Below are 18,690 nucleotides of genomic sequence, written 5' to 3'. Positions count from 1 at the left end.
CCCCTCACCACAGGGTTCAGCTTCGCCCCTAAATTTTCTGCAGGGACAGCCCATGACTTCCAAACGCACCTCCAAAGCACCCGCCGGCATGGTTCGGGTGCGTGGCGCCCGCGAACACAATCTGAAGAATGTCGACGTCGATATCCCTCGCGACGCGCTGGTGGTGTTCACCGGGGTTTCGGGTTCGGGTAAGTCGTCGCTGGCGTTTTCAACGTTGTACGCCGAAGCCCAGCGGCGTTATTTCGAATCTGTGGCGCCGTATGCGCGGCGACTGATCGATCAGGTCGGGGTGCCGGATGTCGACTCCATCGAAGGCCTGCCGCCCGCCGTGGCCCTGCAACAGCAGCGCGGTACGCCGAGCACGCGGTCGTCGGTCGGCAGCGTGACCACCTTGTCGAGCCTGATCCGCATGCTCTATTCCCGCGCCGGCAGTTACCCGCCGGGGCAACCGATGCTCTACGCCGAGGATTTCTCGCCGAACACCCCGCAAGGCGCGTGCCCGGAGTGCCACGGTCTGGGCCGGGTCTACGAGGTGACCGAGGCGCTGATGGTGCCCGATCCGAACCTGACCATCCGCCAACGCGCCGTGGCGTCCTGGCCGCTGGCGTGGCAGGGGCAGAACCTGCGCGACATCCTCGTGACCATGGGCATCGACGTCGACATCCCCTGGAAGAAACTGCCGAAAAAGCAGCGTGACTGGATTCTGTTCACCGAAGAAACCCCAACCGTGCCGGTGTACGCCGGGCTGACCCCGGAGGAAACCCGGGTCGCCCTCAAGCGCAAGATGGAACCGAGTTATCAGGGCACCTTCACCGGTGCCCGCCGCTACATCCTGCACACCTTCACTCATTCGCAAAGTGCGCTGATGAAGAAGCGCGTTTCGCAATTCATGCTCGGCAGCCCGTGCCCGTTGTGCGACGGCAAACGCCTGAAGCGTGAAGCGTTGTCGGTGACCTTTGCCGGTTACGACATCGGTGAACTGTCGCAGATGCCGTTGCTGCAAGTGGCCGAAGTATTGAAACCCGTGGCTGCGGCGACCTATCTGCAGCAGGCCGAAGAAAGCGGCGAAACCCTCAGCCATGCGCAAACCCGCGAGGCGCGCCAGCAGCGCGTGGCCCACGGTGCCAGCGGCCACGCCAGTGCGCCGGACGTGCGCCACACGCCGAACCTGTCGCTGGAAAAACGCCTGGCAGCGCAGCGGATCGCTGAGGACTTGCTGGAGCGGGTCAGCACCCTGACCGATCTGGGCCTCGGTTATCTGGCGCTGGAGCGCAGCACGCCGACGTTGTCGTCCGGCGAGCTGCAACGCCTGCGCCTGGCGACGCAATTGGGCTCGCAACTGTTCGGCGTGATCTACGTGCTCGACGAGCCGTCCGCCGGTCTGCATCCGGCCGATGGCGAGGCGCTGTTCGAAGCCTTGCAGCGCTTGAAGGCCGACGGCAATACGCTGTTTGTGGTCGAGCACGATCTGGAAACCATGCGCCGCGCCGACTGGCTGATCGACGTCGGTCCGGCGGCGGGCGAGAAGGGTGGGCAGGTGTTGTACAGCGGCCCTCCGGCCGGGCTGGCCGAGATCGACGAATCGCAGACCCGCGCCTATCTGTTTGCCGAGAGCCAGCGGCAGACCCGCACCGCGCGCAAGCCGAGCGGTTGGCTGAAACTCGATGGCATCAGCCGCAATAACCTGCACAACCTCAGCGCTGAATTTCCCTTGGGCTGCTTCACCTCGGTCACCGGGGTTTCCGGTTCGGGCAAGTCGAGTCTGGTCAGTCAGGCGTTGCTCGAACTGGTCGGCGCGCAACTCGGGCGGCCGCTGGTTGAGGACGAGCCGGAAGAGCTCAGCCTCGAAGACGATGCGCCGCAGGCCAGCAGCGGTCAGGTGACGGCGGGGCTGGAGTCGATCAAACGCCTGGTGCAGGTCGATCAAAAGCCCATCGGCCGCACGCCACGTTCGAATCTGGCGACCTACACCGGGCTGTTCGACAACGTGCGCAAACTGTTCGCCGCCACGCCCGAGGCACGGGCGGCGGGGTATGACGCCGGGCAGTTTTCCTTCAACGTCGCCAAGGGCCGCTGCCCGACCTGCGAGGGTGAAGGTTTTGTCAGCGTCGAGTTGCTGTTCATGCCGAGCGTGTATGCGCCGTGCCCGACCTGTCATGGCGCGCGCTACAACCCGCAGACCCTGGCGATTCAGTGGCAAGGCTTGAGCATTGCGCAGGTGCTGCAACTGACCGTGGAAGAGGCGGTAGAAGTGTTCAGCGAGCAGCCGGGGATTCGTCGTTCACTGGAGGTGCTGCGTGACATCGGCCTCGGTTATCTGCGGCTCGGCCAACCTGCCACCGAGTTGTCGGGCGGTGAGGCGCAACGGATCAAACTTGCCACTGAGCTGCAGCGCAATCAGCGCGGCGCGACCCTGTATGTGCTGGATGAACCGACCACCGGACTGCATCCGCGGGACGTCGATCGGTTGTTGGAGCAACTGGATACGCTGGTCACGGCAGGACACACGGTGATCGTGGTCGAGCATGAAATGCGCGTAGTCGCACAGAGTGACTGGGTGATCGACATTGGCCCGGGGGCTGGTGATCAGGGCGGCAAAATCGTCGCCGCCGGCACGCCGCAGAAAGTTGCCGCGAGCAAGAAGAGCCGAACCGCACCGTTTCTGGCTAGGGCCTTGAACCAATAACCGCGGCGATCCCACTGGCCCCATCGCCAGCAAGCTAACTCCCACAGGTTTTGCGGTGTGCACAAGGCTAGTGATCAACACAGCTCCAGTGTGGGAGCGAGCTTGCTCGCGAAAGCGGTGTGTCAGGCAACGAGATGCTGGTTATACCGACGCTTTCGCGAGCAAGCCCGGCTCCCACAGGTTTTGCGGTGTGCACAAGGCTGGTGATCAACACAGCTCCAGTGTGGGAGCGAGCTTGCTCGCGAAAGCGGTGTGTCAGGCAACGAGATGCTGGCTATACCGACGCCTTCGCGGGCAAGCCCGGCTCCCACAGGTTTTGCGGTGTGCACAAGGCTGGTGATCACCACAGCTCCAGTGTGGGAGCGAGCTTGCTCGCGAAAGCGGTGTGTCAGGCAATAGAGATGCTGGCTATACCGACGCCTTCGCGGGCAAGCCCGGCTCCCACAGGTTTTGCGGTGTGCACAAGGCTGGCGATCAACACAGCTCCAGTGTGGGAGCGAGCTTGCTCGCGAAAGCGGTGTGTCAGGCAATAGAGATGCTGGCTATACCGACGCCTTCGCGGGCAAGCCCGGCTCCCACAGGTTTTGCGGTGTGCACAAGGCTAGTGATCAACACGCCCCAAAGTGGGAGCGGGCTTGCTCGCGAAAGCGGTGTGTCAGGCAACGAGATGCTGGCTATACCGACGCTTTCGCGGGCAAGCCCGGCTCCCACAGGTTTTGCGGTGTGCACAAGGCTGGTGATCAACACAGCTCCAGTGTGGGAGCGAGCTTGCTCGCGAAAGCGGTGTGTCAGGCAACGAGATGCTGGCTATACCGACGCCTTCGCGGGCAAGCCCGGCTCCCACAGGTTTTGCGGTGTGCACAAGGCTGGTGATCAACACAGCTCCAGTGTGGGAGCGGGCTTGCTCGCGAAAGCGACGGGTCAGGCGCCATCAAGCGTGCGGCGGACCTTGTCCAGCAGTTCGCTGATCTGGAACGGCTTGATCAGCATTTCCATGCCACTGCCCAGGAACACCTGGCGATTGATCGCGGTCTCGGCATAACCGGTCATGAACAGAATCGGCAGGCTTTCACGCCAGCCCCGCGCCACGTCCGCCAGTTCCCGGCCGCTCATGCGCGGCAGGCCGACGTCGCTCAGCAGCAGGTCGATCGTCGGGTCATTCTGCAAGCGCTCCAGCGCGGTTTCGATATCCGCCGCCTGCGTGCAGCGGTAACCCGCGTCTTCCAGCACTTCGGTGACGAACATACGCACTGCCGGCATGTCTTCGACAATCAGGACATGCTCGCCGGCACCCTGCGGATCCACCTTCGGCGCCGGGATGTCGGCGCCGGTCGGGTCGTTCGTCGCCGGCAGCATGATGGTCACTTCGGTGCCACGCCGTGCCACGCTGCGGATGTGCGCATCGCCACCGGACTGGCGGGCGAAACCGTAGATGGTCGACAACCCCAGACCAGTACCCTGGCCCAGCGGTTTGGTGGTGAAGAACGGATCGAACACCTTGTCGATCACACTGTGCTCGATACCGGTGCCGTCATCGCGCACCGACAGCGCGACATACGCACCATCGGCCAAGTTCGGGTCGCCGTGGGAGTACGCCGCATAGGTGTTGACCCAGATATTGCCGCCTCGGGGCAGCGCATCCCGGGCGTTGATGACCAGATTCAGCACCGCGCTTTCCAGTTGCACGGGATCGACCAGGGCAATCGCCGGTTTGTTGGTCAGTTCAAGCTTGAGGGTGATGCGTTCGCCGATGGTGCGCATCAGCAATTCTTCCAGCGAGCGCACCTGCTCATTGATGTCCACCGGCCGGGTATCCAGCGGCTGTTGGCGGGCGAAGGCCAGCAGACGATGCGTGAGCGAAGCCGCACTCATCGCCGAATTCAGCGCTGCTTCAGCATAGAGCTGCACTTTGTCGGGCCTGGCATCGGCGATGCGTTTCTGGATCAGTTCGAGGCTGGTGATGATCCCGGTCAGCAGATTGTTGAAGTCGTGGGCGATGCCCCCGGTGAGCTTGCCCAGTGCGTCCATTTTCTGCACTTGCAGCAACTGCGATTCGGCGCGCACACGCTCGGCGACTTCCTTGGCCAGTTGTGTGTTGGTGTCGTCCAGCTGTGCCAGGTGCGAGCGTTCACGGTGGCGATGCTCGGTGACGTCTTCGACGAATACCAGGCTCAGTTGCGGTGTGCGATATGGCGAAATCTGCCACTCGGTTTCGCGGACCTCGCCCTGTACGCGCATGTTCAACGTGCCTTTCCAGCGCTCGCCATCGACCAGCCGCAGGCGCAACTCGTTGAGGATCGCGCCCTGGTCTTGGTCAAAGCACTCGCTGAGAGTTTCCGGGTTGCGGTTGTCTTGAATCATCTGCGTGAAGGCGTGGTTGCATTCATGCACTTTCAGGTTGGCATCGAGCACGGCAATCGGCGCCGAGACGTTGACGAAAATCTCGCGAAACCGGGCCTCGCTCTCACGCAGCGCGTTTTCGGTATCACGTACCCGCAGCAGAGTGCGCAGGGTCGCCAATAGCACGTCCGGGTCTACCGGGTGAATCAGGTAAGCATCCGCCCCGGCGTTCAGGCCGGTGATGATGTCGCCGGTCTGGATCGACGCCGCAGACACGTGGATCACCGGCAGCAGCGCGGTGCGAGCATCAGCACGCAAGATGCGCACGATGTCGAAGCCGCTCATGTCCGGCAGGTTGACGTCGAGGATCAGCGCATCGAGTGGCTCGCTCGCGATCAGCGCCAGGCCTTCGCTGCCGGTGCCGGCCTCCAGCACCTCGTAGTCATGGCGCTCCAGGCGCCGGCGCAAGGCGTAGCGGGTGGCGGCGTTGTCGTCGACGATCAATAGACGGATGTCACGTTTCATCGACGTTCTCCAAGGCGAGCGCCAGCGGAATGATCACGAAAAAGGTCGAGCCGACCCCCGGTGTGCTGTCCATCCCGACCTCGCCGCCGAGCAGGGCAGCGAAGCGCTTGCACAGGGACAAGCCGAGGCCGGTGCCGCGCAGACGTTTCTGCAGCGGCGAGTCGACCTGGGAGAAGTCCTCGAACAATGCACCGTGCAGCTCCGGCGCGATACCGATCCCGGTGTCGCTGACGGCAAAACGTACTTTGTCCGAGCCTTCCAGGCGCGCCGAAACCCGCACTTCACCGCGGGTGGTGAATTTCAGCGAGTTGGAAATGAAGTTGCGCAGAATCTGCCCGAGTTTTTTGTCGTCGGTGTACAGGCGTGGCAGGCCGACCGGCTCTTCGAAAATAAGGTCCACCGCCGACGCATCGACGATCGGCCGGAACATCCCGCGCAGGGCGGAGAACAGGTCGAACATGTCGAACCATGCCGGGGAAATAGTGATCCGCCCGGCTTCGATCTTCGCCAGATCGAGCAAGTCATCGACCATGTCACTGAGTTCACGCGCGGCGCTGCTGACGAACGCCACCTGCTTGTGCTGCTCGGGGCTGAGCGGGCCGTCGAGTTCGTCGGCGAGCAGGCTGTTGATGCTGAGGATCGAGCCGAGCGGGGTGCGGAACTCATGGCTCATGTACGACAGAAAGCGGCTTTTCAGGTCCGAGGCCTGCCTCAGTTCTTCCGCCTGGGTGTCGAGTTCGGCGTAGAGCGCCAGCACGCCCTGGTTGGTCTCGTCGAGTTCCTCGCGCAGGGCCGCGGTCTCGCTCTGCAATCGGGCGATCAGCGCAGCCTGTTCGGCGGCATTCAGGCTTGGCGACTCAGCCATGGGCGGCCTCCAGGGCAACGACCAGTACCGTGACGTCGTCGCGCCCGCGACAGAAGTCACGGTGCAGGACGCTGGCTATCACCGCCGGATGGCGGTGCACCAGGCCGGGGTAGTCTTGAAGATTCCAACGGGACTGCAAGCCGTCGCTGTACATGATCAATAGATGTCCGGTCACGTGAGCATAGTCAAAGGGCTGGGCTTTTCGGTATTGACCGCCGACGATGCCCGGGTGCGAGGCCAGGCCCCGCGACTTGTCGGCGGTGATCAGGCTGGCGCCGATGTTGCCCACGCCAGTAAAGGTCAGGCCGTCGCGGGCGGCATTGAACTGGGCGAACGCTGCGGCGCCGCCACGGCTGCCGATCATGTCGCGGTGCATATCCTCCATCAGCAGCACCGGACTGGCGAACGGAGTCTCGGCGAACACCCGCTCGCCGGCCTTGGCCGCGCGTTCGGCATCCTCACCGTGGCCGAGGCCGTCGATGATCAGCGCACTGACATTCGCGCCGTTGTACGCCAGGTGCCAGGTGTCGCCACACGCCGGATCGTTGTGCAGCGAATGCTGGCTGACGCCGTAGCGCAAGTCCGGTTGGCGGTCGTTGCGCGGATATAGACGCGCCAGCAGCACCGCGCCACGGGCATCGGCGTGCACGTCGAAGACCTCGGTCTGCCGCGCCACGGCGCCCAGTCCGATGCCTTGGGTGCCGCCGGTGGAAAAACCGTCGGTCAGGCACGCGTCGAGGTCAAAGCCCTGGGCGCGATCGACCGCGAGCATCTCGATGCCGAATCCGCCGGGGCGCGGCAACAGCCGCAGATGAAGTTCGCCACGGCTGGCATGTTTGAGCACGTTACTCGCCAGTTCGGTGGCGACCAGCGCCACCCGCCCGGCATCGGTTGCATCAAAACCGTGTTGCTCGGCGAGCCGTTGCGCGGTGCGCCGGGCATGGCCGATCTGGCTGCTGTCTTCGATCAGCAGCACCTGGGTCAGCGACCCTGCGATATTCATGTCCATCGGGTGATCGTTATTCGCGTGCCCTTGCCCGGCTCGGTGTCCAGTTCGAACTCCTCGACCAGGCGTTTTGCCCCGGTCAGGCCCAGGCCCATGCCGCTGCCGGACGTCCAGCCGTCGGTCATCGCCAGTTTGATATCGGCAATACCGGGGCCTTCGTCGCGGAACGTCAAGCGCAGACCGACCTTGTGATCTTCATCGAGAATCTGCCAGTCCATGTCGCCGCCGCCGCCGTACACCATGGTGTTGCGGGCCAGTTCGCTGACCGCCGTGACCATTTTGGTCAGATCGATCAGGCGCATCCCGCATTCGGTGGCGAGTTTGCGGGCGGTCTGGCGTGCGAGCACGACATCCTGCTCGATATGGATGGGTTGAGTACCGCTGCTGCGTACGGTCATTGCCGGTCTACTCGTTCCTGCAGCAGTTTCATCCCGCGCTCGACGTTCAGTGCGGTGCTGACGCCGGGCAGGGTCAGGCCGAGTTCGACCAGGGTGATCGCCACGGCGGGTTGCATGCCGACCAGCATGGTTTCGGCGTCCATGATTTTCGACAGCCCGGAGATGGTGCTGATCATCCGGCCAATGAACGAGTCGACCATGTCCAGCGCCGAGATATCGATCAGCACACCGCGAGCCGAAGTGTTGCTGATGCGCTCGGACAAGTCGTCCTGCAACGTGAGGGCGAGTTGGTCATGCATGTCGACCTGAATGGTCACCAGCAGGAACTTGCCCATTTGGAGAATCGGGATACGTTCCATCGGCTCAGACCGCTTTGCCGAGGCTGATGCCCAGGCGGGAGAGGGCGAGCTTCAGTGCGTCGGCCAGATTGGCCTTGGTCACCACGCCTTGCAGGTCGAGGCCCAGATGGACGATGGTCTGGGCGATCTGCGGACGCACGCCGCTGATGATGCAGTCGGCACCCATCAGACGAATCGCGGTCACGGTTTTCAGCAGGTGCTGCGCAACCAGAGTGTCGACGGTCGGTACGCCGGTAATGTCGATGATGGCGATTTCCGAACCGGTGTCGACGATGCGTTGTAGCAAGGACTCCATCACCACTTGGGTGCGTTGCGAATCGAGGGTGCCGATCATCGGCAGCGCCAGGACGCCGTCCCACAGTTTGACCACCGGCGTGGAGAGCTCCAGCAGTTCTTCCTGTTGGCGCTTGATCACTGCTTCGCGGGACTTCTGGAAGGTGCGGATGGTGTGCATGCCGAAGGCGTCGAACAGTTCGGAGATTTCCCAGAGTTGTTCGGCGAGCAGCGCTGGCTGTTCTTTATAGTGCGCTTGCAGCAGGGCAAACAGCGGGCCCTTCAGGGCGAAGATGAAACTGGCAGTCTGCTGCGAATCCTGACCGAGCTGGGCACGGCTGTGGGAGAGCTTTTCGAGGAACTGGCGGGTGGCTTCCCAACCCGGCGCATTGATGTTGGTGCCGTTGTCATCCTGCAAGCCATTGATCACCAGTTGCAGGAATTCGCTGGTCTGCTGTTGCAGGTCATGGTCTTTGAGGTTGCGGGTGGCGCCGCTGGCTTCCAGGCCGTTGATCCATTCGCTCAGCAGTTGTGGTTGTTTGTTTTTCATCGCATCGAATGTGCTGTTCTGCAGTGCTGCCATGTGCCTGTTGCTCCGTAGCGTATTGGGGCCGGTTCTGTAAAAAGTGACCGGTGCGAAGTCAGTGACCTTTGCCGTTCGAAATAGTTGTTCGGTTGCTCAGGGATATTTTTGATCCGGCGCAAGAAATGCCCCGGTAACTGTAGTCGGCGCCCCTGAAACCAGCGATGTTTTGAACGTTGGCACTGTAGCGGCTTCGAACATACAAGGCCGGCGGGTTTGAGTCGCGCCAGCATTGAAAAACGAGGTGGCTATGAACGAGCAATCGCAACAGCAGCAGAAACCGGACGCCGAACCGATCAATCGCAACGACCCGGCCATCGATCCGCAAGTGCCGGGGCAGAACCCGCCAACGCAACCCTCGGGTGGCACCGAGCAGGCGCAGAGCGCCGATCCGGTGGTGGATCAAAAGAACAAACACACCGACAATGACAACGAGTTCAGCCCCGGTTTCGAGCCTGAGCCCGATCGTCCGAAGCCCGGTGAAGAAACCGATGCCGACATCGATACTGACGGCGGCTGATCGCGCTGAAACAAAAAAAGGCCGCATTAATCAATGCGGCCTTTTGCTGTACAGCGCCCGGGTTACTTGCTCGGGTGCTTGGCTTGCAGCTCTTTGGCCGCGGTCAGGTGTTTTTCCAGCGCCGGCAGCATTTTCTGCGCAAAGGCCTTCAGTTCGGGGGCGCCTTTGACTTTGTCGTCGGTCACGGTGTTGGCTTCTTTCTTGAACAATTCGATGGTTTCTTCGTGGGCCTTGACCTGGTTGTTGGCGTAGGCCGCGTCGAAGGATTCATCGCGCATGTCGAGGATCTTTTCCTTGGCCTGCTTGACCAGAGTCGTGGTGTCCGGGACTTCGATGTCATTGGCCTTGGCAATGCTGGCCAGTTCGTCGTTAGCCTTGCTGTGGTCGGTGATCATCATGTTGGCGAACGCCTTGATGTCGGCCGACTGACTTTTTTCCAGGGCGAGGCGACTGGTCTCGATCTCCGCGATGCCACCGGCAGCGGCGTTGTCGACGAAGTCGTTCGAAGTGGCGGCGAAGGCACTGCCCATGCCGCTGCTCAGAGCGACAGCCAGAACGAGATGACGCAGGTTGAATCCGTCCATTGATGTATCTCCACACAGGTTTTTGTTGACGTTATGCAATGGAGGGAGCACAGCGGAAAAAGGTTTGATCGCGTTTCCGACAGGGCGACGAACGGCAACCGCTGGTCTGACAGGTGGTCGACAGAACGGCCCGACCAAGGCCATTCTGATAACTGCCAGCGCAATCGGTCGCGTTGGTTGCCGATCAACTGACGGAGGTGTTCCATGCCGGTGACTCATGACCTGTATCAGGACTTGAAGCTAACGAAGGAAGAGGTCCAGCAAAAACGCACCGAGGATCCATTTCTGGATGCACTGATCAACAAGTATTCCCAGGCGGACGCCGAAGTAGTCAAGGCCGAGACGGCGACCTCGGATGCACCCAGCGATGACACCCTGAAGAAACTCAAAGAGAAACGCTTGCAGGTCAAAGACAAGATCGTCGCGCAGTTGCAGGCTCGATCCTGACCGTCAGTCGCTTCACCGCTTCAAAATGGTGAAATGACTGAACGCAGCCCCTGACCGGCACCTCGAATGTACAGAGTTTTCACTCAGCGACTCTTTGCGAGGTGCCCCATGAACAAACCCAGATTCCCCAGTGAAGAGCAGGGCGGTTTCGACCCGGTTCCCACTCACCCTGAGCCCAACAGCCCGGCACACACCACCACTTTTCCCGAAGAGCCGGACGAAGATCTTCCTGAAGATGAAGATCCGGACAAGTTCGACAGATCGGGCAATTGAAAGACCGCTATCGCGAGCAGGCTCACTCCTACAGTTGGAATGCTATCAACTGTAGGAGTGAGCCTGCTCGCGATGACGTCAGTTGATCTAACATAAAACCAGCAGGCTCACTTCAACGCATCCGCCAACGGCAACCGCGCCATGTGCGTAGCCTTCAGCGACCCCAAATACAACCAGTCCCCATACTCGCGCGCTGTGGTGATCGGCGAGTAATTGCCGCTGCTGGCGTCCTGCAGATTGGCGATCACCTTGCCCTCAAGATCCAGCCCCAGGACGAACCCGCGTTTCTCCACCGGTTTTGGCAGCACCGTCAGCGCGCGCACGATCATCTTGCGCACCCGCGGATGCCCGGCGGTGCCGTCGAGCAAGGCACTGCGCGGCGCATAGAGGGCGACCCAGAAGCGGTTGCTGCCATTGAACGCGAGGTTGTCCGGCAGGCCGGGCAGGTTGTCGATGAACAGGTCATGGGTACCGGCCTTGGGTCCCGTCAGCCAGTAACGGCTGATGCGGTAGGCGCCGGTTTCATTGACCAGCACATAAGCGTCATCCGGGCCAAGGGTCACGCCGTTGGCAAACTGCAGTTTGTCCAGCAGCACGCTGGTCTTGCCGGTCTGAAAGTCATAGCGCAGCAGGCGCCCGTCACCGCCATGTTCAATGATCGCCTCACCGTCATGGCCGTAACCCCAACGGCTGCTGGCATCGCTGAAATAGGCGTAGTGCCCGGACTTGTCGATCGCCACGTCGTCGGTAAAACCGAAAGGCAGGCCATTGGCCTCGGTGGTCAGAGGAATCAACTGACCCTGGGCGTCGAGCGAGAGCAGACCCTTGACCCCGTCGGCAATCACCAGCAAACCGTTGGGATGCCGCGCCAGGCCCAGCGGCCGGCCGCCAGTGTCGCTCAGCACCTTGCGCTCCTTGCCATCGAGGCTGGTGCGGATCAGTCGCCCGTCATGCAGGCCAGTGATCAGGTAATCGCCCTCCAGCAGCAGTGCTTCGGGGCCGTCGATGTCGCTCGGGCCAACCTGTTCGACGGCCTTGAGCCGCTGGTTTTCCGCGTAGACCCCTTCGTTCAGTGACGGCGCCGCTGGCGGCTTCCACGCCACCGGCTGCACCTTGGTCGGCATCAGCAGCAGAAACGCGATGACGAGGATCACCAGCAATAACAGCAGGCGCTTCATGAAAGGTGCCCCGTCAGCGTCAGGTGCCTGAGCGCCATGTCGCGCAGGGCCTGCATCGAGGTCGCCGATTCACGTTCGATGCGGCGCTTGAGCAACAGCAGATTGGCCAGGCGCATGCCCAGGCCATCGAACCGGTAATCCAGAGTGCGCACGAACCGCGTGCCGTCGCCTTGCGCCGCGCACTCGTAGGTCAGCAACAGCGACAAGCCATGATCGCCCCGCGCCTGAGCGCACCAACGGCGACCGGGCAGGTATTCGGTGACCTCCCAGCGCAAGTGGCCGGCGCGCCCGCCGGCATGAATGTCTTCTTCGAAACGCGCGCCGGCATGCAGCGGGCCTTGCGGGCCGTCGATTTTCAGCGACGACGGGTGCCACTCGGGCCAGTGGTCGACGCTGGCGGCGTAGCGGAGCACGGCGATCGGTTCGCCGGCGATATCGATCTGGTGCTGCATGCGGGTCATGGGCGATCTCGAATAGCGCAACGGGGCGGGTGGCGGCTCCCAGTACAGGGTGCCGAACAGGTAGTCCATCAGCGGGAAAACGATATTGAAATTACGCTCCTGCATGCATTCGCGACGATGGTGCAGTTCGTGCAGATGACGCATCTGGCGGATCCATGGCAGGCGGGTCAGCGGATTATTCGGCGGTAGATGCTCGCAGGCGTGAAACACCTCGTAAGCCAGATAACCCAGGACCATGCAGCCGCCGAACAGCCCGGCGACATTGGCGTTGAACTGCGCGAGCAGCCACCACAGCGGCAGGGTGAAAACCAGCGTATGCACGACGATCAGCCAGGCTGGAAACAGAATCACCCGCCAGTCGCGGGCGCCGTCATAAGTCATGTGGCCGGGGGTGAAAAAGCTGTGATGGTCGCCCGCATGCCGGGCATAGAACAGCTTGGCGAAAGTCTTTTTGTGATGGCCGAGATGGCGATGAACCATGTACACGCCAAAGTTGAACAGCAGCAGGGTCAGCGGCACGCTCAGCCATTCCAGCGGCTGCACCTGATGCGCGCTGCTCCAGAAGGCGCCGATCGCGAGTACGCCGAACAGCAGCACGAAGGCGCCGTGCAGCCACGGGTTGTACAACGGATGAATGGCCGCGCGATAGCGGCTGCGGAATGCCTCGGTGGTCTGCCTCACTGCGTTCACCTGTGGGTATTGTTGTTATACCCGGCAGATTAGCCGATCCGGCCGTTTGTGCAGGCCGGACCTTGAGGTCAGTTGCGCCATGCTCCGGTGTAAAGCGGCCGACTCAGCTCAGCGGGTTCCAGCGTTGCGACCAGTCGTCATCGGTGGCGATTACCTGGCGCAGCAGATCGAACGCCTGTTGCAGCGTCGCCGAGTCGCGCTCGCGGGCATACACCAGATAGGTCGGGTAACCGAATTCCGGGGCTTTGGTCACCGCTTCCAGTGCGCCGGTTTCCAGATAGCTGCGCACCACGCGGGTACGGAAGTAGCCGCTGCCGCCATGTTCGAGGATGTATTGCAGGGCCAACGGGCCGAGGTTGAAACTCAGCGCGGCTTTGGCCTTGTCCGGCAGGGCGGCGTCGTGCTGGCGACGAAAATCCGGCCCCCAGTCGATGTAGACGTAGGGATCCGGGCGGTTCGGCGCACGCACCAGAATCAGTTTTTCTTCCAGCACCTGCTCGACTTGCAGCCCCGGCCAGTATTCCGGCTGATAGACCAGCGCGGCATCGAGCACGCCGAGTTCGAGTTGGCGCAGCAGGTTTTCGCCGTCGCGGATTTCCATGCGCAGGGCGTGGCCGGGGATCTTCTCGCGCAGTTCGGCGGCCCAACTGAGCATCAACGGGTTGCACAGGCTGACTTCGCCGCCGATGTGCAGCACGTTGTGATAGCCGTCCAGCAGCGGCAGGTCGCGCCGCGCGGCTTCCCAGGTCTGCACCAGTTGATTGGCGTAGACCACGAACGCTTCGCCATTGGCGGTCAGTTTTGCCCCGGCGCGGTTGCGCACGAACAGCGTACTGCCCAGCTGACTTTCGAGTTTCTGCACCCGGGCGGTGATCGCTGTCTGCGTGACGAACAACTTCTGAGCCGCCGCCGCGAGGCTGCCGTGACGGACGATTTCCAGAAAGGTGCGGGCGAGGTCGATGTCCATGGGCGGGCCGGTGTCTGAGGTGCGGGCATTGTAAAGGCAAAAGCCCCTCACCCTAACCCTCTCCCTGAGGGAGAGGGAACTGATTGGGGGATATTGAAGAAATACACCGACTTGAACGATCAGCGTTGAATCCATAATCGACCGAGATATTTCAGGTCGATGCGGGGCGCCAGACACTTTGGTCAGTTCCCTCTCCCTTGGGAGAGGGGGCTGATTGGGGGATATTGAAGAAATACACCGACTTGAACGATCAGCGTTGAATCCATAATCGACCGAGATATTTCAGGTCGATGCGGGGCGCCAGACACTTTGGTCAGTTCCCTCTCCCTTGGGAGAGGGGGCTGATTGGGGGATATTGAAGAAATACACCGACTTGAGCGATCAGCGTTGAATCCATAATCGACCGAGATATTCCAGGTCGATGCGGGGCGCCAGACACTTTGGTCAGTTTCCTCTCCCTTGGGAGAGGGGGCTGATTGGGGAATATTGAAGAAATACACCGACTTGAACGATCAGCGTTGAATCCATAATCGGCCGAGATATTTCAGGTCGATGCGGGGCGCCAGACACTCTGGTCAGTTCCCTCTCCCTTGGGAGAGGGGGCTGATTGGGGGATATCGAAGAAGTACACCGACTTGAGCGATCAGCGTTGAATCCATAATCGGCCGAGATATTCCAGGTCGATGCGGGGCGCCAGACACTTTGGTCAGTTTCCTCTCCCTTGGGAGAGGGGGCTGATTGGGGGATATTGAAGAAATACACCGACTTGAACGATCAGCGTTGAATCCATAATCGACCGAGATATTTCAGGTCGATGCGGGGCGCCAGACACTTTGGTCAGTTTCCTCTCCCTTGGGAGAGGGGGCTGATTGGGGGATATTGAAGAAATACACCGACTTGAGCGATCAGCGTTGAATCCATAATCGACCGAGATATTTCAGGTCGATGCGGGGCGCCAGACACTTTGGTCAGTTCCCTCTCCCTTGGGAGAGGGCCAGGGTGAGGGGAAGGCAGTCACCGCAAAATCAACTGGCCAACTCGGTCGAACGCACCCGCGCCCAGTCTTCCACCAATCGCGCCGGCGTGCCGCAGGCCTTGCGCTTGTAGACGAAGTGGCTGCACTTCTCGGCAAACTGGTTGCGGTTGTAGAGCATGTCTTCCTGCATCTCTTGCAGTTCGCTTTCCCGACATTGCTGGATCAGCACCTGATCCACGCGCAACTTGCGCTCGCGCACGGCAGCGTAGGTCGGGTCGATCAGCGCCGCGTTGGCCCGTTGCAGCAACCACAAGGAAAACTCATCCGGGCAGCGCGGGCCGATTTCCTGGACCATGCCCAGTTGCAGCGCCTGCGTGGCACTGACCGGCAGGCAGGCCTGGGTCAGTTGCTCGGCCATCGCCGGGCCGACGGCGCGCGGCAGGCTGTAGGTCCAGTATTCCGAGCCATACAGGCCCATGCTCTTGTAATGCGGATTGAGCACGATGTCCGCGCGGGCAAACACGATGTCAGCAGCCAGTGCGAGCATCACGCCGCCAGCCCCGGCATTGCCGGTCACGCCGCTGACCACCAGTTGCCGCGCGCTGAGCAGCTCGGCGCAAACATCGTCGATCGCCTGAATATTCGCCCACGCTTCGGCGCCCGGATCCTGCGCCGCTTGGATCACGTTCAGGTGCACGCCGTTGGAGAAGCTGCCGCGCCCGCCCTTGATCAACAGCACGCGGGTGTCACGGGACTTGGCCCAGCGCAGCGCTTCAACCATGCGCTGGCACTGTTCGGTGCTCATCGCACCGTTGTAGAACTCGAACGTCAGCTCCCCGACATGCCCGGATTCGCGGTAGCGGATCGGCTGATACGCCTCGTCGTTGAACGGCTCGCTGGCGATCGACCAGTCGAGGGTCGGCACGCCGTCCAGTTGCCCGGCCAGCACATGCCGCGCCGGTTGCTTGAAGGTCTCTTCGCCGGGCAGTGGTTTGCGCCGCAGCGAGCCGATCCACAGGCTGTGATCGCCGGTCGCCACCAGCACCGCGTCGTCATGCACCGCGAGGATTTTGCCGGGAATCCCGGTGCGCTGATCGAGGTGCGCGTCGTACACGTAATACTGCCCGCCCGCCAGGCTTGCCAAGACCCCGGGCTGGCCGTCAGCGGCGTCGATGCAGCGTTTGATGAACCGCGAGCAGTCGTGCCAGCTGAAGGTGCGGTCGTCCTGCTTCATGTTTGGCTGCAAGCGACCCCGGACTTTTGGGTCGGTGTAATCCAGTGCGACCGGAACGAAGCCGTCGATGAACTTCTCGACCACTTCGCGAATGCAGCGAATCGCCGCATCGCTGACCCGCCCGTTGTACAGCTCGGACTTGCGCAAGCCCGACGGCAGATTGAATTCGCAGGTGGCCCAGACCGGGCCGGCGTCCATTTCTTCCACCGCTTGCAGCGCGGTCACGCCCCAGCGTGTGAGTTCGTTGGTGATCGCCCAGTCCAGCGCGCTGGCGCCACGATCGCCGACGATGCCCGGGTGGATGATCACCACCGGGCGCCGCGCATTGCTCCACAGCGCCTGCGGTACGCGGTCCTTGAGGAACGGGCAGATCACCAGATCGGCGCCGCTGTGTTCGATCTGTTCGCACACCGACGCCTCGTCGGTGAACACCACGACGCTGGGCGAGTGCCCGGCCTGACGCAGTTCCAGCCAGGCGCGTTGAGTCAGGCCGTTGAAGGCCGATGACAGCAGAATAATCTTCAGTGATCGCATGGTTTTCTTCCTTGAAGGGATAGCCGCGGGCTCCCGGTGAGCCGTCCTTGGCGTTCGATGAAGCGCGCAGATTAGAGAGTGGCTGCGCGCGGGCAACTGATCAGGGTCAACGTTGTGTCAGTCAATATTTCTGCGGCGACGGAGCGCCTTATTCTCAAAGGTTTGCTTATCCTGATTTTTAATTACTTCAAATGTCCGCAACGCTATTGCACAGTCGCGCCTGATCAAGAGCCGGACGATTCCGGCAGAACGATGGTTTTTCGCAGCGGGTGGGACCCGTTTCAGGGAGCAAGGCATGGGGGATGTTCAAAACCCGCATTACCGGATGATTGGGCAAATGTTCCAAAAGGACTATCGCTGGCTGTGCGCTGCCGTTGTCCGCACGCTGGGTTGCCCGCACAGCGCACAGGACATCGCCTCGGAAACTTTTTTACGGGTGCTGGCTTTGCCGGATCCGAGCGCCATTCGTGAACCCCGGGCGTTGCTGACCACCATCGCCCGGCGGCTGGTCTATGAAGGCTGGCGCCGCCAGGACCTGGAACGCGCCTATCTGGAAAGCCTGGCGCTGGCGCCGGAGCCGGTGCATCCATCGCCGGAAGAACGCGCGCTGGTGATCGAAGCGCTGCTGGCAGTCGATCGCTTGCTCAATGGCTTGTCGGCCAAGGCCAAAGCCGCGTTTCTCTACCATCAGCTCGACGGTTTGACCTACAGCGAAATCGGCGAACGGCTCGGGGTTTCCACCAGTCGGGTGCAGCAATACATGGTCGAAGCCTTCAAACGCTGCTATCAGGCGATGCAGGCATGAGGCCGGACGAAGCGGTGATCGACGAGGCGGCGCAGTGGATGGCGTTGTTGCAGTCCGGCGAGGCCAGCGCTGGCGAGCGTGCGGCGTTCGAAGCGTGGCGCGCGGCTGATCCGCGCCATCAGCGGATCATCGAACAAATGGGCGGTGGCCTGAACCTGCTGCGCAACCCGACCTTGCGCGGGCTGCCACGCAACAGTCTGCTGCACAGCCTGAATGCGCCGTCGAGCCGGCGGCGCTTTGTCAGTGGCAGCTTGAGCGTGCTCGGCATCGCGGTGCTGGCCGGTCTGCTCGGGCGCCGCTATGGCTGGCTGCCGGAAGTGGGGGAGTTGGCGACCGGCACCGGCGAGCGGCGCGATTTCACCCTGGAGGATGGCAGTGCGCTGAGCCTGAATGCGCGGACGCGGGTGGTGGCGCGATTCGATGCGACTCAACGCTTGCTGGCGTTGCGCTCGGGTGAGTTGCTGGTGGACGTCGCCAAGGATCCCGCGCGGCCGTTCGTGGTCGAGACCGAACATGGGCGGATGCGGGCGCTAGGGACGAAATTTCTGGTGCAACAGGGCGACGATTCTACGCGGCTGGTGATGCTGCATTCGCAGGTCGAAGTGGTCACCGCCGGTGGTGCGCGGCAAGTGGTGGAGGCGGGGGAGAGCCTGCTGTTCAACGCTCAGGACATTCTCGCACTGGAGCGCAGCACCGGCCAGGAAAGTGCCTGGGTGCAAGGTCGCCTGGAAGTGCGCGACCGGCCGCTGAGCGAAGTGATCGAAAGCCTGCGCCGCTATCGCCGGGGCATTCTGCACCTGAGTCCCGAGGTGGCCGATCTGCGCCTGAGCGGCCTCTATCCGCTCGATGACAGCGACCGCACCCTGCAACTGCTGGAGCGCTCGCTGCCGATCCGCGTCACCTGGCACAACCCCTATTGGGTCAGCATCGGCGCGCGGTTATAGCGTCATAACTTCTTGGCCTAATCGCCGCCCTATAAAAAGCGC

The 18,690-nt window shown here is 62.0% G+C and carries 17 protein-coding genes; 6 read left to right on the top strand and 11 right to left on the bottom strand.

The features are described from left to right. The first annotated feature begins 52 nt into the window (after positions 1 to 52). Positions 53 to 2,686, top strand: coding sequence for an excinuclease ABC subunit UvrA (locus E3Z29_RS18435; protein ID WP_134786546.1), 2,634 nt, complete (start codon positions 53 to 55; stop codon positions 2,684 to 2,686). Positions 2,687 to 3,607: 921 nt separating this feature from the next. Here the strand turns inward: E3Z29_RS18435 and E3Z29_RS18425 are convergent. The 6 genes from E3Z29_RS18425 to E3Z29_RS18400 are packed head-to-tail and all read right to left on the bottom strand — an operon-like array spanning position 3,608 to position 9,035. Then, on the bottom strand, positions 3,608 to 5,551 hold the full coding sequence (locus tag E3Z29_RS18425; RefSeq protein WP_134786544.1) for a response regulator: 1,944 nt from the start codon (positions 5,549 to 5,551) through the stop codon (positions 3,608 to 3,610). Next, positions 5,541 to 6,416, bottom strand: a complete 876-nt coding sequence (locus E3Z29_RS18420) for a sensor histidine kinase KdpD (protein WP_134786543.1) — start codon at positions 6,414 to 6,416, stop codon at positions 5,541 to 5,543. The genes E3Z29_RS18425 and E3Z29_RS18420 overlap by 11 nt, the downstream gene beginning before the upstream one ends. Further along, entirely contained in the window at positions 6,409 to 7,419 is a 1,011-nt protein-coding gene (locus E3Z29_RS18415; RefSeq protein WP_134787594.1) for an ATP-binding protein, read from the bottom strand. The genes E3Z29_RS18420 and E3Z29_RS18415 overlap by 8 nt, the downstream gene beginning before the upstream one ends. Then, complete coding sequence (locus E3Z29_RS18410) at positions 7,416 to 7,820, bottom strand: anti-sigma regulatory factor (RefSeq protein ID WP_003225570.1); 405 nt, start codon at positions 7,818 to 7,820, stop codon at positions 7,416 to 7,418. Before E3Z29_RS18410 ends, E3Z29_RS18415 begins: the two co-directional genes overlap by 4 nt. Further along, positions 7,817 to 8,179, bottom strand: coding sequence for an STAS domain-containing protein (locus E3Z29_RS18405; RefSeq protein ID WP_095136273.1), 363 nt, complete (start codon positions 8,177 to 8,179; stop codon positions 7,817 to 7,819). The genes E3Z29_RS18410 and E3Z29_RS18405 overlap by 4 nt, the downstream gene beginning before the upstream one ends. A gap of 4 nt (positions 8,180 to 8,183) precedes the next feature. Beyond that, the gene (locus E3Z29_RS18400; protein ID WP_096796830.1) at positions 8,184 to 9,035 is read right to left on the bottom strand and encodes an STAS domain-containing protein; all 852 of its coding nucleotides are present in this window, start codon (positions 9,033 to 9,035) and stop codon (positions 8,184 to 8,186) included. 250 nt (positions 9,036 to 9,285) lie between these two features. On the opposite strand from E3Z29_RS18400, the gene E3Z29_RS18395 reads away from it, so the two are divergent. Then, on the top strand, positions 9,286 to 9,555 hold the full coding sequence (locus E3Z29_RS18395; protein WP_134786542.1) for a hypothetical protein: 270 nt from the start codon (positions 9,286 to 9,288) through the stop codon (positions 9,553 to 9,555). 62 nt (positions 9,556 to 9,617) lie between these two features. Here E3Z29_RS18395 and E3Z29_RS18390 read toward each other — a convergent pair whose 3' ends face one another. Next, entirely contained in the window at positions 9,618 to 10,139 is a 522-nt protein-coding gene (locus E3Z29_RS18390) for a DUF4142 domain-containing protein (RefSeq protein WP_097087254.1), read from the bottom strand. Positions 10,140 to 10,343: 204 nt separating this feature from the next. On the opposite strand from E3Z29_RS18390, the gene E3Z29_RS18385 reads away from it, so the two are divergent. Both E3Z29_RS18385 and E3Z29_RS29465 read left to right on the top strand, forming a co-directional pair. Beyond that, the gene (locus E3Z29_RS18385; protein ID WP_027613686.1) at positions 10,344 to 10,586 is read left to right on the top strand and encodes a DUF465 domain-containing protein; all 243 of its coding nucleotides are present in this window, start codon (positions 10,344 to 10,346) and stop codon (positions 10,584 to 10,586) included. Between the two features lie 108 nt (positions 10,587 to 10,694). Next, positions 10,695 to 10,859, top strand: coding sequence for a hypothetical protein (locus E3Z29_RS29465; protein WP_167734148.1), 165 nt, complete (start codon positions 10,695 to 10,697; stop codon positions 10,857 to 10,859). A 107-nt stretch (positions 10,860 to 10,966) separates the two neighbouring features. On the opposite strand, the gene E3Z29_RS18380 is transcribed toward E3Z29_RS29465, so the two are convergent. The 4 genes from E3Z29_RS18380 to E3Z29_RS18365 all read right to left on the bottom strand — a co-directional run bounded on the left by E3Z29_RS18380 (position 10,967) and on the right by E3Z29_RS18365 (position 16,899). Further along, on the bottom strand, positions 10,967 to 12,037 hold the full coding sequence (locus E3Z29_RS18380; protein WP_027613687.1) for an SMP-30/gluconolactonase/LRE family protein: 1,071 nt from the start codon (positions 12,035 to 12,037) through the stop codon (positions 10,967 to 10,969). After that, positions 12,034 to 13,179, bottom strand: coding sequence for an SRPBCC family protein (locus E3Z29_RS18375; RefSeq protein WP_134786541.1), 1,146 nt, complete (start codon positions 13,177 to 13,179; stop codon positions 12,034 to 12,036). The genes E3Z29_RS18380 and E3Z29_RS18375 overlap by 4 nt, the downstream gene beginning before the upstream one ends. Before the next feature lie 112 nt (positions 13,180 to 13,291). Then, the gene (locus E3Z29_RS18370) at positions 13,292 to 14,155 is read right to left on the bottom strand and encodes a LysR family transcriptional regulator (protein ID WP_045122483.1); all 864 of its coding nucleotides are present in this window, start codon (positions 14,153 to 14,155) and stop codon (positions 13,292 to 13,294) included. Between the two features lie 1,025 nt (positions 14,156 to 15,180). Further along, a complete protein-coding gene (locus tag E3Z29_RS18365; protein WP_134786540.1) occupies positions 15,181 to 16,899 on the bottom strand; it encodes a hydrogenase maturation protein in 1,719 nt (572 codons plus the stop codon). A gap of 295 nt (positions 16,900 to 17,194) precedes the next feature. Between E3Z29_RS18365 and E3Z29_RS18360 the strand changes: the two genes are divergently transcribed. Next, the gene (locus tag E3Z29_RS18360; RefSeq protein WP_134786539.1) at positions 17,195 to 17,704 is read left to right on the top strand and encodes a sigma-70 family RNA polymerase sigma factor; all 510 of its coding nucleotides are present in this window, start codon (positions 17,195 to 17,197) and stop codon (positions 17,702 to 17,704) included. Continuing rightward, positions 17,701 to 18,648 carry a FecR domain-containing protein gene (locus E3Z29_RS18355; RefSeq protein ID WP_134786538.1) on the top strand — a complete coding sequence of 316 codons (948 nt, stop codon included), beginning with the start codon at positions 17,701 to 17,703 and terminating at the stop codon, positions 18,646 to 18,648. The genes E3Z29_RS18360 and E3Z29_RS18355 overlap by 4 nt, the downstream gene beginning before the upstream one ends. The last annotated feature ends 42 nt before the right edge of the window (positions 18,649 to 18,690 follow it).

This window comes from Pseudomonas sp. S150, from assembly GCF_004526365.1.
In the GTDB taxonomy this organism is placed as follows: domain Bacteria; phylum Pseudomonadota; class Gammaproteobacteria; order Pseudomonadales; family Pseudomonadaceae; genus Aquipseudomonas; species Aquipseudomonas putida_A.
Note: the sequence above shows the minus strand (reverse complement) of the source record. Positions and strands in the feature narration are given on the sequence as shown.

Excerpts from the sequence above, each read along its gene's own strand:
- E3Z29_RS18435 (WP_134786546.1), top strand. The coding sequence starts at position 53 with ATGACTTCCAAACGCACCTCCAAAGCACCCGCCGGCATGGTTCGGGTG.
- E3Z29_RS18425 (WP_134786544.1), bottom strand. The coding sequence starts at position 5,551 with ATGAAACGTGACATCCGTCTATTGATCGTCGACGACAACGCCGCCACC.
- E3Z29_RS18420 (WP_134786543.1), bottom strand. The coding sequence starts at position 6,416 with ATGGCTGAGTCGCCAAGCCTGAATGCCGCCGAACAGGCTGCGCTGATC.
- E3Z29_RS18415 (WP_134787594.1), bottom strand. The coding sequence starts at position 7,419 with ATGAATATCGCAGGGTCGCTGACCCAGGTGCTGCTGATCGAAGACAGC.
- E3Z29_RS18410 (WP_003225570.1), bottom strand. The coding sequence starts at position 7,820 with ATGACCGTACGCAGCAGCGGTACTCAACCCATCCATATCGAGCAGGAT.
- E3Z29_RS18405 (WP_095136273.1), bottom strand. The coding sequence starts at position 8,179 with ATGGAACGTATCCCGATTCTCCAAATGGGCAAGTTCCTGCTGGTGACC.
- E3Z29_RS18400 (WP_096796830.1), bottom strand. The coding sequence starts at position 9,035 with ATGGCAGCACTGCAGAACAGCACATTCGATGCGATGAAAAACAAACAA.
- E3Z29_RS18395 (WP_134786542.1), top strand. The coding sequence starts at position 9,286 with ATGAACGAGCAATCGCAACAGCAGCAGAAACCGGACGCCGAACCGATC.
- E3Z29_RS18390 (WP_097087254.1), bottom strand. The coding sequence starts at position 10,139 with ATGGACGGATTCAACCTGCGTCATCTCGTTCTGGCTGTCGCTCTGAGC.
- E3Z29_RS18385 (WP_027613686.1), top strand. The coding sequence starts at position 10,344 with ATGCCGGTGACTCATGACCTGTATCAGGACTTGAAGCTAACGAAGGAA.
- E3Z29_RS29465 (WP_167734148.1), top strand. The coding sequence starts at position 10,695 with ATGAACAAACCCAGATTCCCCAGTGAAGAGCAGGGCGGTTTCGACCCG.
- E3Z29_RS18380 (WP_027613687.1), bottom strand. The coding sequence starts at position 12,037 with ATGAAGCGCCTGCTGTTATTGCTGGTGATCCTCGTCATCGCGTTTCTG.
- E3Z29_RS18370 (WP_045122483.1), bottom strand. The coding sequence starts at position 14,155 with ATGGACATCGACCTCGCCCGCACCTTTCTGGAAATCGTCCGTCACGGC.
- E3Z29_RS18365 (WP_134786540.1), bottom strand. The coding sequence starts at position 16,899 with ATGCGATCACTGAAGATTATTCTGCTGTCATCGGCCTTCAACGGCCTG.
- E3Z29_RS18360 (WP_134786539.1), top strand. The coding sequence starts at position 17,195 with ATGGGGGATGTTCAAAACCCGCATTACCGGATGATTGGGCAAATGTTC.
- E3Z29_RS18355 (WP_134786538.1), top strand. The coding sequence starts at position 17,701 with ATGAGGCCGGACGAAGCGGTGATCGACGAGGCGGCGCAGTGGATGGCG.